Source organism: Micromonospora kangleipakensis, from assembly GCF_004217615.1.
Classification (GTDB): Bacteria; Actinomycetota; Actinomycetes; order Mycobacteriales; family Micromonosporaceae; genus Micromonospora; species Micromonospora kangleipakensis.
Genome location: NZ_SHLD01000001.1, coordinates 3,859,605 through 3,872,619, shown reverse-complemented (window position 1 = coordinate 3,872,619; position 13,015 = coordinate 3,859,605). Strand labels below are relative to the sequence as shown.

Annotated in this window: 14 protein-coding genes; 6 read left to right on the top strand and 8 right to left on the bottom strand. The window is 72.9% G+C overall.

The features are described from left to right. Positions 1-46: 46 nt before the first annotated feature. A complete protein-coding gene (locus EV384_RS18620) occupies positions 47-760 on the bottom strand; it encodes a histidine phosphatase family protein (RefSeq protein ID WP_130335069.1) in 714 nt (237 codons plus the stop codon). Between the two features lie 771 nt (positions 761-1,531). On the opposite strand from EV384_RS18620, the gene EV384_RS18610 reads away from it, so the two are divergent. After that, complete coding sequence (locus EV384_RS18610) at positions 1,532-2,116, top strand: hypothetical protein (protein WP_130335067.1); 585 nt, start codon at positions 1,532-1,534, stop codon at positions 2,114-2,116. Positions 2,117-2,248: 132 nt separating this feature from the next. Here EV384_RS18610 and EV384_RS18605 read toward each other — a convergent pair whose 3' ends face one another. Together EV384_RS18605 and EV384_RS18600 are read right to left on the bottom strand one after the other, a co-directional pair. After that, positions 2,249-3,085 carry an undecaprenyl-diphosphate phosphatase gene (locus EV384_RS18605; RefSeq protein WP_130335065.1) on the bottom strand — a complete coding sequence of 279 codons (837 nt, stop codon included), beginning with the start codon at positions 3,083-3,085 and terminating at the stop codon, positions 2,249-2,251. After that, a complete protein-coding gene (locus tag EV384_RS18600) occupies positions 3,082-4,134 on the bottom strand; it encodes an LLM class F420-dependent oxidoreductase (protein ID WP_130335063.1) in 1,053 nt (350 codons plus the stop codon). The genes EV384_RS18605 and EV384_RS18600 overlap by 4 nt, the downstream gene beginning before the upstream one ends. Before the next feature lie 167 nt (positions 4,135-4,301). Between EV384_RS18600 and EV384_RS18595 the strand changes: the two genes are divergently transcribed. Both EV384_RS18595 and EV384_RS18590 read left to right on the top strand, forming a co-directional pair. Beyond that, complete coding sequence (locus EV384_RS18595; protein ID WP_130335061.1) at positions 4,302-5,273, top strand: aldo/keto reductase; 972 nt, start codon at positions 4,302-4,304, stop codon at positions 5,271-5,273. Positions 5,274-5,386: 113 nt separating this feature from the next. Continuing rightward, complete coding sequence (locus EV384_RS18590; RefSeq protein ID WP_088993715.1) at positions 5,387-5,578, top strand: DUF5703 family protein; 192 nt, start codon at positions 5,387-5,389, stop codon at positions 5,576-5,578. 73 nt (positions 5,579-5,651) lie between these two features. Here the strand turns inward: EV384_RS18590 and EV384_RS18585 are convergent, their stop codons facing one another. Both EV384_RS18585 and EV384_RS18580 read right to left on the bottom strand, forming a co-directional pair. After that, a complete protein-coding gene (locus EV384_RS18585; RefSeq protein WP_130335059.1) occupies positions 5,652-6,305 on the bottom strand; it encodes a hypothetical protein in 654 nt (217 codons plus the stop codon). A gap of 60 nt (positions 6,306-6,365) precedes the next feature. Further along, positions 6,366-7,694, bottom strand: a complete 1,329-nt coding sequence (locus tag EV384_RS18580; RefSeq protein ID WP_130335057.1) for a M20/M25/M40 family metallo-hydrolase — start codon at positions 7,692-7,694, stop codon at positions 6,366-6,368. A 184-nt stretch (positions 7,695-7,878) separates the two neighbouring features. On the opposite strand from EV384_RS18580, the gene EV384_RS18575 reads away from it, so the two are divergent. From EV384_RS18575 to EV384_RS18565, 3 genes are all read left to right on the top strand, one after another. Continuing rightward, a complete protein-coding gene (locus tag EV384_RS18575) occupies positions 7,879-8,496 on the top strand; it encodes a hemerythrin domain-containing protein (protein WP_130335055.1) in 618 nt (205 codons plus the stop codon). An 81-nt stretch (positions 8,497-8,577) separates the two neighbouring features. After that, entirely contained in the window at positions 8,578-9,573 is a 996-nt protein-coding gene (locus EV384_RS18570) for a LysR family transcriptional regulator (RefSeq protein WP_130335053.1), read from the top strand. 19 nt (positions 9,574-9,592) lie between these two features. Further along, complete coding sequence (locus EV384_RS18565) at positions 9,593-9,829, top strand: hypothetical protein (RefSeq protein ID WP_130335051.1); 237 nt, start codon at positions 9,593-9,595, stop codon at positions 9,827-9,829. A gap of 54 nt (positions 9,830-9,883) precedes the next feature. Here the strand turns inward: EV384_RS18565 and EV384_RS18560 are convergent, their stop codons facing one another. From EV384_RS18560 to EV384_RS18555, 3 genes are read right to left on the bottom strand one after another with little or no spacing between them, the layout of a single operon-like run. After that, entirely contained in the window at positions 9,884-10,234 is a 351-nt protein-coding gene (locus EV384_RS18560) for a DUF3140 domain-containing protein (protein ID WP_130335049.1), read from the bottom strand. Continuing rightward, positions 10,234-10,404, bottom strand: a complete 171-nt coding sequence (locus tag EV384_RS34905) for a hypothetical protein (RefSeq protein ID WP_165439975.1) — start codon at positions 10,402-10,404, stop codon at positions 10,234-10,236. The genes EV384_RS18560 and EV384_RS34905 overlap by 1 nt, the downstream gene beginning before the upstream one ends. A gap of 14 nt (positions 10,405-10,418) precedes the next feature. Beyond that, complete coding sequence (locus EV384_RS18555) at positions 10,419-12,971, bottom strand: ATP-dependent Clp protease ATP-binding subunit (protein ID WP_130335047.1); 2,553 nt, start codon at positions 12,969-12,971, stop codon at positions 10,419-10,421. Positions 12,972-13,015: the final 44 nt, after the last annotated feature.

Below are 13,015 nucleotides of genomic sequence, written 5' to 3'. Positions count from 1 at the left end.
AAACGCCGCCAGCCACCCGGCGCCGCCCCGGGCGTGGCGACGCGGCTCACCGGGCCGCCCCCGCGCCACCGCCCACCGCGGCGTCGGAGTCGACCGCCCGGGTGGCCCGCCGACGCCGCTTGCGCGGCGGCGGCACCAGCCCGGTCAGGTCCCCCCCGGTGTCGTTGAGCCGGACCAGGAAGGGCCGCAACGGGGTGTAGCGGATCGCCGTCACCGACGCCGGATCCGCCACGATCCGCTGGAACAGATCCAGATGTACGCCCAGCGCGTCGGCGACGATGGCCTTGATCACATCGCCGTGGCTGCACGCCAGCCAGACCGCCTCCGGCCCGTGCTCAGCGCTGATCCGGGCGTCCCAGGACCGCACCGCCGCCACCGCCCGCGCGGACATCGCGGCCATCGACTCCCCCTCCGGGAAGACGGCGGCGCTCGGATGCTGCTGCACCACCGGCCAGAGCGGCTCCTTCGCCAGGTTCTTCAGCGGCTGCCCCTCCCAGCTGCCGTACCCGCACTCGATCAGCCCCTCCTCCACCACCGGCTCCGCCTCCGGCAGGGCCAGGTCGAGGGTCTGCCGGCAGCGGATCAGCGGGCTGGTCACCACCGCCGCGAGGGGAACGCCGCGCAGCCGCTCCCCGACCGCGGTGGCCTGGGCTCGACCCGTCTCGTCCAGCTCGACCGGCTGCCGGCCGGCCAGGCCGCCGTCGGCGTTCGCGGTGGTCCGGCCGTGTCGCAGAAGGAGAAGGGTCGCCACGGTGACCACCCTAGGGCGTCGGGGGGTCGGGTGTGCTCGCGGTTGCCGGCGTGCTGCTGTCGCTTCGCTTGGCGGTTTCTCGGTGGTTGCGGCTTGTCGGCGGTGCGGCTGGTTGCGCCTGTTGCGGTCCGTTGTTGGGTGCGGTGGGGGGGTGTGGCCCGCCGTGCCCGGCTCCGGGCGGTCAGGCTTGATCCCTGCACCGGCCACGGCGGGCCACACCCCCGTTGTGCGCGGGCTCCGCGCTCCGGCGCCGGGTAGGGGTCGGTTCTTTTTCCGGGTACGCGGTGCCGCCCCCTGCTGGCGTCAGCCCCTGGTCGGGTCGTCGTCTGGTGCCCTGCCGGCTCGGGCCCGCGCCGTGCCGGTTGGGCGTGATCGACTCCGTGTCCCCGATGTGGCGATGTCCGACAGGCGCGGATTCCGCCACATGGGGGATCTGGTGCCGGGTGTCCGTTCCGGCCCGTCGGGCGGCGGGCGGTCTGGCTCGGGTGTCCGTTTCTGGGTGTGACCGGCGGCATCCTGACGGCGGAATCGTGGCGGGGGCGGGGTCGTTACATCTGGCGTACGACCGAGTACCTGGCCCGCTCGACCGGGCCGATGGTCGGGCCCCGGAATGATGGCGGCCTGCCGGTCGTTACATATGGTCCCGGCGCCGCGAAGAGGCCCCCGCCCCGCGGTCGGACCGGGCAGAGACTTTCCCCCTTGAACTTAGTGAGCGCCTGACGGTGCTTGCGTATGTCCCGGCCCCCACCGGGTGTGCGCCAACCCCCAAGGAGCTTTCCCATGACTTCGATGATTCGTAAGAGCGTGCTGGGTGTTGCTGGTCTGGCTTTTGCCGGTGGTGTGTTCGCCGGTCCGATCGCCGCTCACGCCGACACCGGTCCCGTCACCGGCAAGCCGGTCGCGGTGCAGGCTGACAAGCCGGACAGCGGCAAGCTGATCCCGCACGGTGTGCAGGGCAAGCAGTCGCACATCTCGCTGAACGATGAGCAGACCGGCAACGCGAAGGCGATCATCGCCGCGACGAAGAAGGCGGGTCTGCCGGAGCGGGCCGCGGTGATCTCGATCGCCACGAGCCTGCAGGAGTCGAAGCTGGAGAACCTGGGTCACCTGGGTGACCGCAACGACCACGACTCGCTGGGCCTGTTCCAGCAGCGCCCGTCCTCGGGTTGGGGTACGCCGGAGCAGATCACCGACCCCGAGTACTCCACCACCGCGTTCCTGAAGGGTCTCAAGCAGGTCGACGGGTGGCAGGACATGCCGCTGACCGAGGCCGCCCAGACGGTGCAGGTGTCGGCCTACCCGGACGCCTACGCCCAGTGGGAGAAGCAGGCCGCCCACATCGTCGCCCAGCACTGGAACAGCTGACCCATAAAGCAACACGCCGCTGGCCGGCACCCCAAGACACGGGGTGCCGGCCAGCGGCGTATCCACGTACAGGCGAAAGAACCGTGACCGCCGGACGGACGGTCGCCCCAGCCCCCACCGCAACCAACAAGATCAGGTAGCGCTGATCGTGCCGGTGAGGAGCAGGGAGAGAACCAGGGCGCCAAGAGCCACCCGGTAGAGCACGAAGACGTACAGCGTGTGGTGGGCGACGTAGCGCAGCAGCCAGGCGATGGCCGCGTAGCCGATGGCGAAGGCGATCACCGTCGCGACGATCATCTGCGCCCCGCTCGGCGCGGCGGTGCCCGGCGCGGACGGCTCGAAGACGTCGGGGATGCTGAACACCCCCGACATCACCACCGCCGGGATGGCCAGCAGGAACGAGTACCGCGCCGCCGCCTCCCGGGTCAGGTTGAGCAGCAGGCCGGCGGTGAGCGTGCCGCCGGAGCGGGACACGCCGGGGATCAGCGCCATGGCCTGGGCGAAGCCCATCACGACGCCGTCGCGCAGTCGGAAGTTCTCCAGGGTGCGGGTCTGCCGGCCCCAGTACTCGGCGAAGGCCAGCACGAACGCGAAGACGATCAGCGTGAACGAGACCACCCACAGGTTGCGGCCGGCGGTGCGGATCTGATCCTTGAACAGGAACCCGAAGAGCCCGATCGGGATCGAGCCGATGATGACATACCAGCCCATCCGGTAGTCGAGGCTGGCGCGGACCGAGCGATCCCGGATGCCCAGCAGCCAGGTCCGGACGATCCGCCAGATGTCCTTGGCGAAGTAGATGAGCACGGCCGCCTCGGTGCCCAGCTGGGTCACCGCGGTGAACGACGCACCCGCGTCCCGACCGAAGAAGATCGCCGAGGTGATGCGCAGGTGACCGGACGAGCTGACCGGGAGGAATTCCGTGAGCCCCTGGACGATGCCCAGGACGATGGCCTCGACCCAGGTCACTCGCCGACTCCGGAGAGTTCCAGGGCCTCGGCGACGGTACGCAGGGTCTGCACGCCGCTGTCCCGGTCGGCGACGAAGAGGGTCACCGACAGGGTGGTGACGCCGGCGGCTGCGTACTCCCGCATCCGCTCGGCGATGCGCTCCTTCGGGCCGAGCAGCGAGGTGCGGTCGATGAACTCCATCGGGATCGCGGCGGCCGCGTCCCGCTGCCGCTTGGCCAGGTAGAGGTCCTGCACCTCGCGGGCGGCGTCGCCGTAGCCCATCCGGGTGGCGAGCTGGTTGTAGAAGTTCTGCTGCCGGCTGCCCATGCCGCCGACGTAGAGGGCGGCGTACCAGCGGACCAGCTCGGCGCAGGAGGCGATGTCGTCGCCGACCACCACCGGCACGGAGGGCACCACGTCGAAGCCGGCGAGCTCCTTGCCGACCTTGGCCCGGCCGGCCCGGACGGAGGCGAGCTGCTCCTCGGCGAACTCGGGGGCGTAGAAGACGGCGAGCCAGCCGTCGGCGATCTCACCGGCGAGTTCGAGGTTCTTCGGGCCGACCGCGGCCAGGTAGATCGGGATGTGCTCGCGCGGCGGGTGGAAGCCCAGGCGCAGCGCCTTGCCGGGCCCGTCGGGCAGCGGCAGGGTGTAGTGCTCGCCGTCGTACGCGACCTCCTTGCGGGCGATCGCCAGCTTGACGATGTCCACGTACTCCCGCGTGCGGGCCAGGGGCTTGGCGAAGCGGACGCCGTGCCAGCCCTCGGAGACCTGCGGGCCGGAGACGCCCAGGCCGAGCCGGAACCGGCCGCCGGAGAGCGCGTCGATCGTGGCCGCCGTCATCGCGGTCATCGCCGGGGTCCGGGCGGGGATCTGCATCACCGCGGCGCCCACGTCGATCCGCTGGGTCTGACCGGCCATCCAGGCCAGCATGCTGGGCGAGTCGGAGCCGTAGGCCTCCGCCGCCCACACCACCGAGTAGCCGAGCCGGTCCGCCTCCTCGGCAAGCGCCAGGTGGTCGGCTGGCGTGCTCCACGCCGTCTGGTATCCGAGGCTGAGCCCGAGTCGCACTGGTCCTCCCACCATCCGCACCACAGGTCGCATCAGGTTACGCAATGCGGGCGGTGCTCCCGATCACCGGCTCACCTCGAACGCGTCACACCCGTTCGGCCGGTGGGGCAGGAACTTGACTTCGGGCGAGGATATCCGTGACGCCGGCTTCGAAATAAGGTTCACGCATGCAACAGCGACCGCTCGGCCGAAGCGGGCTGGCGGTTTCGCGGCTCGCGCTCGGCACCATGACCTGGGGACGGGACACCGACGCGGACGACGCGGCCGCCCAGCTGAAGAGCTACCTCGACGCGGGCGGCAACCTCGTCGACACCGCCGACGTGTACGCCGACGGCGACGCCGAATCGGTCATCGGCTCCCTGCTGGGCAGCCTGGTCCCCCGCGAGGACTTGCTCATCGCCACCAAGGCGGGGCTGCGCCCGGGCAGCGGCCGCCGCCGGGACGGCTCGCGCGGGCACCTGCTGCGCACCCTGGACGCGTCGCTGCGCCGGCTCGGCACCGACCACGTCGACCTCTGGCAGGTCCACGGGTACGACCCGGACACCCCGCTGGAGGAGACCCTCTCCGCCCTGGACCACGCCGTGTCCAGCGGGAAGGCCCGGTACGTCGGGGTGTCGAACTTCGCCGGCTGGCAGACCGCCCAGGCCGCCGCCTGGCAGGCCGCCTGGCCCGGCCGGGCCCCGGTGGTGGCCGCCCAGGTGGAGTACTCGCTGCTGGAGCGGGGCGTGGAGCGGGAGGTGCTGCCGGCCTGCGCGGCGATGGGGCTGGGCGTGCTGCCCTGGTCGCCGCTGGGCCGTGGGGTGCTCACCGGCAAGTACCGGCACGGCCGGCCGGCGGACTCCCGGGCCGCCTCGCCGCACTTCGAGCGGTTCGTCGCCACCTACCTGGAGCCGCGCTGCTCGAGCATCGTCGAGGCGGTGGCCACGGCCGCCGGCGGGCTGGGCGTCTCCCCGCTGGAGGTGGCGCTGGCCTGGATCCGGGACCGGCCGGGGGTGACCGCCCCGATCCTCGGCGCGCGTACCGTCGGCCAGCTCCTCGGCGCGCTCCAGGTGGAGCGGATGACCCTGCCCGAGGAGATCGTCACCGCCCTGGACGACGTCTCCGCGGTCCCGGTCGGCTACCCGGAGCGCGACGGCTGACCCGTGCGCCGGGGCGGCGCCGGTCCGGGGCACGCCGGCCGCCCGGGCGGGACGCGACGTGGATCACCGGCAGGGGGTGGCGAACCGCCGCCGGCCTGGGCAGCATGGAACGCATGGACTACGAATACGCGCCGCTGCGGTTGCCGCCGAACGTCGACCGGTTGACCGCCGCGGCGCAGCTGGCGATCCAGGCGGAGTTCTCCGGATGGGAGTTGGCCCGGGTGCGGCTGTTCCGGGACGGTACGCGGCAGGTGATGCTACGCCGTCGGCGGATCAACCAGCCGCAGCCGGGCCTGTCGTACTGAGCGACGGCGAACGCCGGCGCGGACGGACGGCCCCGGGCCCGGCCGGATGGTCGGGCCCGGGGCGCGTCACGGCCTAGTGGGCGTGGTCGTGCTCCTCGTCCAGCTCCAGGAACGGGTGCTCGTCGAGCCGGCCCACGAGGCGGTCGTCGGCGGCCGGCTGGAACGGGCCCACCGCGTCGTCGTCGTCGAAGGACTCCAGGTCGACCGGGGTGCCGACCTCGCTGACCATCACCACCCCGTCGAGCGGTTCGAGCTCCGGGACGTCCAGCGCGCTGAGCGAGCCGTCGCCGCTCTGCAGCAGCTCCAGCACCGCCTCGCCGACGCCCTCGACGGGGGCCGGCTCGTCCTCCTCCGGGGTGCCCTCCCGGCGGGCCGCCTCGGCCACCCGGAGCAGGGCGGAGACGCTCGGCACCCGGTAGTCGCGGCGCTGCCGCACCGAGATCACCCGCGGGTGCGGGTCGGTCGCCTCGACGCCCTCGACGCCGCCGAAGCGCTCGTCGGCCTCGTTCGGGTCGATCGACTCCACGTCCCAGGGGGTGACCTCGCCGAACGCGTCGAGCAGCTGCTCGTCGTAGGCGAACGAGGCGTTGTTCAACGCGACGTACGCCTGCCAGACGTCGTCGTCGTCGATCCGGCCCTCGGCGGCGCGGACGGCGGCCAGGTGGGCGCGGGCGGCGGCGATCACGCGCTCGAGAGCGGCGTCCAGCTCACCGTGCTGGTCGGTCATGTGAGGCAGTCCCTTCGCGATGGGGGAGGGTCCGCGCCGCCGGTGACGCCGCGGACACGGTTAGCAACTGCGGAGAAACCGGTCGAGAACCCGCACGCCGAACTGTAGCCCGTCCACCGGAACCCGCTCGTCGATGCCATGGAACAGGCCGGAGAAATTGAGGTCGGCGGGCAGCCGCAGGGGCGCGAACCCGAAGCAGCGGATGCCGAGCAGAGAGAAGGCCTTGGCGTCCGTGCCACCGGAGAGCATGTACGGCACGGGGCGGGCGCCCCGGTCCTCGGCGCGCAGCGCGGCGGACATCGCCTCGACCAGGTCGCCGTCGAAGGTGGTCTCCAGGGCGGGCTGCCGCTGGATGTACTCGATGGCGATGTCCGGCCCGACCAGCTCGCGCAGCTGCCGCTCCAGCAGCTCCGACTGGCCGGGCAGGCTGCGGCAGTCGATGGTGGCGGTGGCCCGGCCGGGGATGACGTTGTCCTTGTAACCGGCGGCCAGCCGGGTCGGGTTGGCGGTGTTGCGGATGGTCGCGCCGATGATGTTGGCGATCGGGCCGAGCTTGGCGATGGCGGTCTCCGGGTCCTCCGGGTCCAGCTCGACGCCGAGCAGGTCGGAGACCTCCTCCAGGAACGCCCGCACGGTGTCGGTGACCACCACCGGGAAGCGGTGCCGGCCGATCCGGGCGACCGCCTCGGCCAGCGCGGTGACCGCGTTGTCGTCGTGCACCATCGAGCCGTGGCCGGGGCGGCCCTTAACGTGCAGTCGAAGCCAGTCGATGCCCTTCTCGGCGGTCTCGATGAGGTAGAGCCGCTGGGACTCGTTGACCGAGTAGGAGAAGCCGCCGACCTCGCCGATCGCCTCCGTGCAGCCGTCGAAGAGGCCGCGGTGCCGCTGGGCGAGGAAGTGCGCGCCGTAGTCGCTGCCGGCCTCCTCGTCGGCGGTGAAGGCGAGCACGATGTCGCGCGACGGGCGGACCCCGGCGCGCTGCCAGCCGCGGACCACGGCGAGCACCATCGCGTCGAAGTCCTTCATGTCGATCGCGCCCCGGCCCCACAGGTAGCCGTCGCGGATCTCGCCGGAGAACGGGTGCACCGACCACTCGTCCGGGTCGGCGGGGACCACGTCGAGGTGGCCGTGCACCAGCAGCGCGTCGCGGCCCGGGTCGGTGCCGGGGATCCGGGCGACGAGGTTGGCCCGGCCGGGCGCCGACTCGTGGAGCTCCGCGTCGACGCCGACCTCGGCCAGCTTCTCCGCCACGTACTCGGCGGCGCGCCGTTCGCCGACGCTGGTGTCGTTGTCCCCGGTGTTGGTGGTGTCGATCCGCAGCAGGTCGCGGCAGAGGTCGACGACCTCGTCGGTGGGGTCGGGTCGGGCGGATGCGGCGTCGCTCGTCATGGGCACTTCATACCAGCCGGGCCGGTCCGGTGGCGCGCCCCGCCCGGCTCCCCCGGCGCGCGCCGCCGACCGGGACGGCGTACGGCCCGGTTTCGCGCGCGGGGCGTGCGGGTACCGCCGCAGTCGTCCCCGCACCGCCCACCGGGCCGCCGGCCTCCGCCGGCCACCAGTCGAGGAGGGCACCATGACCGTTCCCCTGCCGCCGCTGCCACCCGCCGCCGACGACGCGTACCGGCCCGGCGGCCGGAGCCTGGCCGAGCTCGTCGACCGGGAGCACCGGCAGCTGCTCGGCCTGGCCGACGAGGTCACCGACCCGGGGCTGGCCGCGGAGCGCCGTCGCGAGGTGGTGGACGTGCTCACCGCCACGGTGTCCCGGCACCTCTCCGCCGAGGAGCAGTACCTCTTCCCCGCCGTCCGGGCCGCCGTGCCGGAGAGCGCCGCGCTGGTCGACCGGGAGATCGAGGCGGACGCGGCGCTGCTCACCGCCCTGAAGGGACTGTCCGGGCCGGACGACCCGGCACTGGCCGAGGTGGCCGACCGGCTACGCCGGCACGTCGGCCGGGTCGCCGCGCTGGTGACGCCACTGCGCGAGGTGGCCACCGACGCCGACCTGATCCGGTTGGGCAACCGGTGGCAGATCGCCGAGGAGGCGGCGCCGACCCGGCCGCACCCCGGCACCCCGGCCACCCCGCCGTGGAACAAGATCGTGGAACCGGCGGTGGGCGTGGTGGACAAGCTCCGGGACGCGCTGACCGGCCGGCGTACCCAGCTGGCGGACCTGGAGCGGCAGCCGAAGGCCTGACCCGGCGCCCGTACGCATCGGACCGGGCCGATGCCGTTCCGGCCCCTTCCGTCCATCGATGAGTGGCCCTACGGTCACCGTATGAATCTGGAGCTGCGACACCTGCGGGTGGTCTGCGCGATCGCGGAGACGGGGAGCGTGACCAAGGCAGCCTCGACGCTCGGTCTGGCCCAGCCGGCCCTGACCGCCCAGCTCCAGCGCATCGAGCGGATCCTGGGCGGGCCGCTGTTCGAGCGGGACCGCCGGGGCGCCCGCCCCACCGCGCTGGGCGAGCTGGTGCTGGCCCGGGCCCGGGTGCTGCTGCCGGCGATGAAGGGCCTGCAGGACGAGGCGGCGCGGCTGGCCGGGGCGGGCGACCCGCTGGGCCGGTACCGGTTCGGCGGGGTGAACAGCCCGATCCTCGGCCGGCTGGTGCACCGGCTCGCCGCCGAGCAGCCGCAGATGCAGATCACCACGTACGCCTCCTGGTCGGTGGACGAGCTGGCCCAGCTCGTCGCCGGCGGGCGGCTGGACTTCGCCCTCATCGGGGTCTGCGGCGACGCGACCCCGTCGGCGGAGTTCGGGCTGAGCTGGCGGGAGGTCGCCGTCGACCCGATCTTCGTGCTGCTGCCGCAGACCCACCCGATGGCCGACCGGGACGAGGTGCGGCTGGGCGACCTGCGGCGGGAGCAGTGGGTCGCGGCGCCCGGCGAAGGCTGCTTCGGCGACTGCTTCGCCGCCGCCTGCGCCCGCGCCGGCTTCACCCCCCGGAAGGTGTACGAGACGGACGTCCGCGGCTGCGTGGACCTGGTCGACGCCGGCGAGGCGGTGGCGCTCTGCCAGGCCACCTTCCGTCCGGTCACCGGGCTGGTCACCCGCCGGCTGGCCGGGACGCCGCTGCGCTGGCGACTGCTGCTGGGCTGGCACCCGGACGCGCCGGCCGCCCGGGCCGCCGAGGCGGTGCTGGAGACGGCGGTGGCCGCGTACACCGATTCGCTCGCGCCGCACCCGGACTACCTGGCCTGGCTGCTGCGCCACCCCGACTTCGGCGCCCAGCCGACGGCGGCCGGGCCGCCGGGCGGGGTGCGAACCGCCTGACGGCGGGTATCAGGGCAGCATGACCGATCTGTACCCCGCGGCCGACCAGCGGGAGCTGCTGCGCCAGGCGGCCGCCGCGCACTCCGCCGCCTCCCGGGACGTCGAGACCTTCCTGCGCCGGCTGCCCGACGTGCCGGACCCGGCCGACATCACCGAGTACGCCAACCTGCTGACCCGCGAGGAACAGGCCCGCGTCGACCGGCAGGCCGCCGCCGACGCCGCCGGCCTGCAACTGCCCAGCATCGAATCCGAGTAACCGACCACGCGAACGGCACCCGGGGGCGTTCCCGGGCGCCGTTCCGGTCGTGGCTCAGCGTTCGACCAGGACGTCGTGGCCGAGGTCGAGCAGCGAGTGCCGCCACTCGTCGTCGGCGTTGCCCCGGCTCGGCTTCGCGTCCACCAGGGACTGGATGCGGTCGATGGCGTCCCGCATCACCTCGATGTCCTCCCGGGTCAGGTCCACCTTCCGCTTGCTGAGCACGTGGAGGATCTGCCGCCCCGGCTCGGGCAGGTTCAGGTCCGGGTTCGGGCCGAACGCCTCCTCGCCCGACCCCCGCGTGAGCAGCCACTGCCGCAACTGCTCGGAGGGGACGTTCACCTGGGCGTGGAAGTCGTCCCAGATCACCTCGACCTCGGGATCCAGCCGCTTCTCGCGTACCATCACGCCTCCTCTCCCGCCGGCGGCCCGGACGGCGCCGGCTCGCCCTCGTCGGTCCGCTGCTTCAGCCCTTCCGGCGGCACCTTCACCCGGGACGGGTTCGCCGTCGGGGGTGCCACGATCGGTTCGCTGCGCTCGGTGTCGTCCTCCCGGGACTCCTCCGGTTCGGTCATGTCCGCCCTCCGGTTCATCGCGGGTGGGACGTCGTCGCCGCCGTGTAGTCGCGGTCGCCGGCGATCACGTCGAAGGCGATCTGCCCGTCGCGGGCGTCGACCTTCACCTTCTGGCCGGGCGAGATCTGGTTCTCCAGCAGCATCCGGGAGAGCCGGTTGTCGACCTCCCGCTGGATCACCCGACGCAGCGGCCGGGCGCCGAACTCGGGCTGGTAGCCGTGCTCGGCGAGCCAGTCGATGCCGGCGGTGGTGAACTCCACCTGGATGTCCTGCGCGTGCAGGCGGCGGCGGGTCTCCTCCAGCATCAGCTCGGTGATCTGCCGCAGCTGCTCGGCCTCGAGCCGCTGGAAGATGATGATCTCGTCGATGCGGTTGAGGAACTCGGGCCGGAAGTTCTCCTGCAGCCGTCGCATCAGCCGCTCGCGCAGGTCACTGGCCTCCTGCGCGGCGCCCGCCTCCCCGGCGGTGGCGAAACCGATCGCCCGCTGGGTGCCGGTGATCAGCTCCGAACCCAGGTTGCTCGTCATGATCAGGACGGTGTTCTTGAAGTTCACCGTCCGGCCCTGGCTGTCGGTGAGCCGACCCTCGTCGAACACCTGGAGCAGGATGTTGAACACATCCGGGTGCGCCTTCTCGATCTCGTCGAGCAGCACCACCGCGTACGGTCGGCGGCGTACCGCCTCGGTGAGCTGGCCGGCCTCCTCGTAGCCGACGTACCCGGGCGGGGCGCCGACCAGCCGGCTGACCGTGTGCCGTTCCTGGAACTCGCTCATGTCCAGCCGGACCATCCGGTCCGACTCGCCGAAGAGCGCCTCGGCCAGCGCCCGGGCCAGCTCGGTCTTGCCGACACCGGTCGGGCCGAGGAAGAGGAAGCTGCCCATCGGCCGGTTCGGGTCGGCCAGTCCGGTACGGGAGCGGCGCACCGCCTCGGCGACCGCGGTGACCGCGTCGTCCTGGCCGACCACGCGCTCGTGCAGGTAGCCCTCCAGCCGGAGCAGCCGGTCGCGTTCCTCCTCGTTGAGCTGGTTGACCGGGATGCCGGTGGCCCGGGACACCACCTCGGCGATCTCCGTCGGCCCGACCGTAGGCACCTCGGGGCTTTCACCGTCGCCGCGTGCGCGGCGGACCTGCTCCTCCAGCTCGGAGACCCGGTCCCGCAGCTGGGAGGCACGCTCGTACTGCTCACCGGCGACCGCCTGCTCCTTGTTCCGGCGTACCTCGTCGAGCTGCTGCTCCAGCTCGCGCACGTCCTCGGCGGGCGTGCGGGTGCGCAACCGGACCCGGGCGCCGGCCTGGTCGATCAGGTCGATCGCCTTGTCCGGCAGGTAGCGGTCGGTGATGTACCGGTCGGAGAGCTCGGCGGCGGCCACCAGGGCCTCGTCGGTGAAGCGGACCTGGTGGTGCGCCTCATAGCGGTCCCGCAGGCCGCGCAGGATGGCGACGGTGTCCTCCACGCTCGGCTCGGGCACGAAGACCGGCTGGAAGCGGCGGGCCAGCGCGGCGTCCTTCTCGATGCTGCGCCGGTACTCGTCCAGCGTGGTCGCGCCGATCACCCGCAACTCACCCCGAGCCAGGGCGGGCTTGAGCATGTTGGACGCGTCCATGCCGCCCTCGCTGCCGGCTCCGCCCGCGCCGACCAGGGTGTGGATCTCGTCCAGGAAGACGATCAGCTCGTCCTTGTGCGCCCGGATCTCGTCGATCACCTTCTTCAGCCGTTCCTCGAAGTCGCCGCGGTAGCGGGTGCCGGCGACGAGCCCGGGCAGGTCGAGCTGCACCACCCGCTTGCCGATCAGGGTCTGCGGCACGTCGCCGTCGCAGATCTTCTCGGCCAGCCCCTCCACGATGGCGGTCTTGCCGACGCCGGCCTCGCCGATCAGCACCGGGTTGTTCTTGGTCCGGCGGGAGAGGATCTCCACCGCCTGCTCGATCTCGTCGGCCCGCCCGATCACCGGGTCGATCTGGTCGGCGCGGGCCAGGTCGGTGAGGTCCTGGCCGTACTTGTCGAGGGTGGGGGTGCCGCGGTCGGGCCGGGGGCCGCCCTGGCCGCGTTCCGCGCTGGCCGCCTGCAGCGACTCGGGCTGGATCCGGCCGGCGGCGAGCATCCGGCCGGCCGGCGATTCCGGGTTGAGCGGCAGCGCCATCAGGATGTGCTCGGGGCCGATGTAGTTCGCGCCCATCGCCCGGGAGAGCTGGTGGGCGTCGAGCAGCGCCCGCTTGGCCGCCGGGGTGAGCGACAGGTTCGGTGGCACCTCCCCGCGGGGGGCGCCTTCACCGCGCCCGCCGAGGGCGTTGACCAGGGCGTCCGGGTCGGCGCCGGCGCGGCGTACCAGGTCGCGCAGGGGTTCGCGTTGCAGCGCCGCCCAGAGCAGGTGGTCGGTGTCCAGGTCGTTGCTGTGCTTCTGGGCCGCCCGGCGGGCCGCGTCGGCCAGCATCTCCCGCGCGTCGGCGGTCATCAGCCGGGTGATGTCGACCCGGTGCGCCGGCCGGCGTCCCCCCTCGCTCCGGCCGAAGTAGCGGGCCAGGAATTCGTCCCACGGGTCGGAGCCGACGTCGCCGGGTCCCATCATCTCTGTCCTCCGGAGTCGGGCGCGGCCGGTCGCCGAAGGCAACC

Excerpts from the sequence above, each read along its gene's own strand:
- EV384_RS18585 (WP_130335059.1), bottom strand. The coding sequence starts at position 6,305 with ATGACCGACCAGCACGGTGAGCTGGACGCCGCTCTCGAGCGCGTGATC.
- EV384_RS18560 (WP_130335049.1), bottom strand. The coding sequence starts at position 10,234 with ATGGTACGCGAGAAGCGGCTGGATCCCGAGGTCGAGGTGATCTGGGAC.
- EV384_RS34905 (WP_165439975.1), bottom strand. The coding sequence starts at position 10,404 with ATGACCGAACCGGAGGAGTCCCGGGAGGACGACACCGAGCGCAGCGAA.
- EV384_RS18565 (WP_130335051.1), top strand. The coding sequence starts at position 9,593 with ATGACCGATCTGTACCCCGCGGCCGACCAGCGGGAGCTGCTGCGCCAG.
- EV384_RS18580 (WP_130335057.1), bottom strand. The coding sequence starts at position 7,694 with ATGACGAGCGACGCCGCATCCGCCCGACCCGACCCCACCGACGAGGTC.
- EV384_RS18570 (WP_130335053.1), top strand. The coding sequence starts at position 8,578 with ATGAATCTGGAGCTGCGACACCTGCGGGTGGTCTGCGCGATCGCGGAG.
- EV384_RS18555 (WP_130335047.1), bottom strand. The coding sequence starts at position 12,971 with ATGATGGGACCCGGCGACGTCGGCTCCGACCCGTGGGACGAATTCCTG.
- EV384_RS18575 (WP_130335055.1), top strand. The coding sequence starts at position 7,879 with ATGACCGTTCCCCTGCCGCCGCTGCCACCCGCCGCCGACGACGCGTAC.
- EV384_RS18595 (WP_130335061.1), top strand. The coding sequence starts at position 4,302 with ATGCAACAGCGACCGCTCGGCCGAAGCGGGCTGGCGGTTTCGCGGCTC.
- EV384_RS18610 (WP_130335067.1), top strand. The coding sequence starts at position 1,532 with ATGACTTCGATGATTCGTAAGAGCGTGCTGGGTGTTGCTGGTCTGGCT.
- EV384_RS18590 (WP_088993715.1), top strand. The coding sequence starts at position 5,387 with ATGGACTACGAATACGCGCCGCTGCGGTTGCCGCCGAACGTCGACCGG.